The 1716-nt window shown below is 33.9% G+C and carries 3 protein-coding genes; all 3 read right to left on the bottom strand.

Annotation, left to right across the window (positions count from 1 at the left end):
* Positions 1–54 precede the first annotated feature (54 nt).
* Positions 55–408, bottom strand: coding sequence for a hypothetical protein (locus tag CXF74_RS21285; protein ID WP_101084635.1), 354 nt, complete (start codon positions 406–408; stop codon positions 55–57).
* A 133-nt stretch (positions 409–541) separates the two neighbouring features.
* Complete coding sequence (locus tag CXF74_RS21280; RefSeq protein ID WP_101084633.1) at positions 542–1321, bottom strand: hypothetical protein; 780 nt, start codon at positions 1319–1321, stop codon at positions 542–544.
* 4 nt (positions 1322–1325) lie between these two features.
* Positions 1326–1716 (bottom strand): hypothetical protein (locus CXF74_RS21275; RefSeq protein WP_232772615.1); only part of this gene is annotated, 391 nt, incomplete at its 5' end.

The raw sequence follows: 1716 nt of genomic DNA, 5'->3' as shown, positions 1-1716 counted from the left end.
GTTGTGTGCCAAACTTGCTGAGGAACGAAACATGGCACACTGTTTTAGTTCCGTTTAAATTGACTTGTTATATTTTGTTTCTTTAAATAGTTCCCATTGCTCAGCGAATTGATATTGCTCTAGCGGATAAAACCCATTGACTTTAGATTGGTAATACGTAAATAGCCCCATATTTTTACCCAATGGCCCAGCCACTATTACTTCACCATTACAGTCAAATCCAAGTTCACGAACCGGAATATCTCCAGCGGTTAATTCTAGCCACCAATAAATGACATTATTGTATGCTTCATGAAAATCTGGATTGGTGCTAGCAATCTTTTTTTTATCAATAGCATTACCAATACGTTCATACCAATTCATCGATAATTCTGAATCTTCATCTAATTCGTAACATACATATTTCATGAGCACCTCAAGGAGCAAGTAATACGAAAAATATAACGCCCACTTAAGCGGACAAAAATTGTTGGCTATAATTGTGTAGCGGAGCGAAACAGCCAACTGTTTTTGTTCCGTTTAAAGTTCTTGTTAAGCGTACTTACTCAACATTTAGATCTGATTGCAATCTTTCTGCCTCACATTCTGCAAGATGTAATAAATGACCAAGTGAAACTAAACGAGATGCACTTGTACCATGACCATGAGTTACGTCTTGATTCAATCGTGTCTTTTCATAAAGTTTATGAGATAACTTTCTCCATACTTCATTTAATTGAGAATAAATTTGTATTTCGATGTGAACACCATCTGAATAAACAACGTCAACGTGGTATGCGAAATACCCGCTAGCCATTTTAGCTTCTTGTTCCACAATGATATTCGAAATATCCGAGTAATCATCTAAAGCAACAGCATTTATCTCAAACTTAGTTTTCCAATCTTTTAATGCTTTACAAAAGTCACTTGCATAACTGTGAGAGCTAACTATTACAGAACTTCTTACTAAATCTTTTATTCTTTCTTGAATATTTAGAGTCGTAATATAATCGTCAGTGTCTTTATTTTTTCTCCACAGCTTATCTATTACTGATTCTGTTGATTTAAATATGTCTTCATATTTATCGTCACCTAATTGATCTGAAAGCATCACATCGCACTTCAACATGGACGTATCTTGATCACTAGTTTGTTTTGCTCTTATTAAAATTGTGTTTAAAGTATCAAGTAAGGTTGATAGTTTTTTCAATCTCTCTTTGTTGTCTTTGAGCGCCTCTCTTTTTGAATTCAATACTTCTATTAAATTGACACCTTGCTCAGCAGTTTCTTCATGCCAAGTAATATATAAACCTGAATCAAAGCTTTCTGGATAATCAGACATATAATTAATCTCCTAAGTACAGAGCTTTGGATAATCTTTTAGATAACCCTTTCACTTCTATACTACAAAAACTAATTTCAAATGCTTCCCTTACTTTTTCAGCTTTTTGATTACCTTCATGAGATTCATCTAAATAAAAAGATAAGCCCGAGACGACAAATACTTCTTGTCCTTCCCAGCGATCAAATCCAAATTCTTCCATCTTATGTTCGAAATTATGTTGTAACGAACCTAAGCGATCAGCAAGCCCATTAACAGTCCACTCTTTTTCTAAAGTGTCCTTCCATATATCATTTGCTTTCTTGTATATTTCTAAAATTTGGGGATCATTATCCCTTAGCAACATAAATGTTTTCATCAAACCCTCTATATTATGTAAATATTGAATGTACGCT

The sequence above is a fragment of the Psychromonas sp. Urea-02u-13 genome (assembly GCF_002835995.1).
In the GTDB taxonomy this organism is placed as follows: domain Bacteria; phylum Pseudomonadota; class Gammaproteobacteria; order Enterobacterales; family Psychromonadaceae; genus Psychromonas.
Note: the sequence above shows the minus strand (reverse complement) of the source record. Positions and strands in the feature narration are given on the sequence as shown.

What these genes read in the sequence shown, in the direction of transcription:
- CXF74_RS21285 (WP_101084635.1), bottom strand. Translation starts at nt 408, where the DNA reads ATGAAATATGTATGTTACGAATTAGATGAAGATTCAGAATTATCGATG.
- CXF74_RS21280 (WP_101084633.1), bottom strand. Translation starts at nt 1,321, where the DNA reads ATGTCTGATTATCCAGAAAGCTTTGATTCAGGTTTATATATTACTTGG.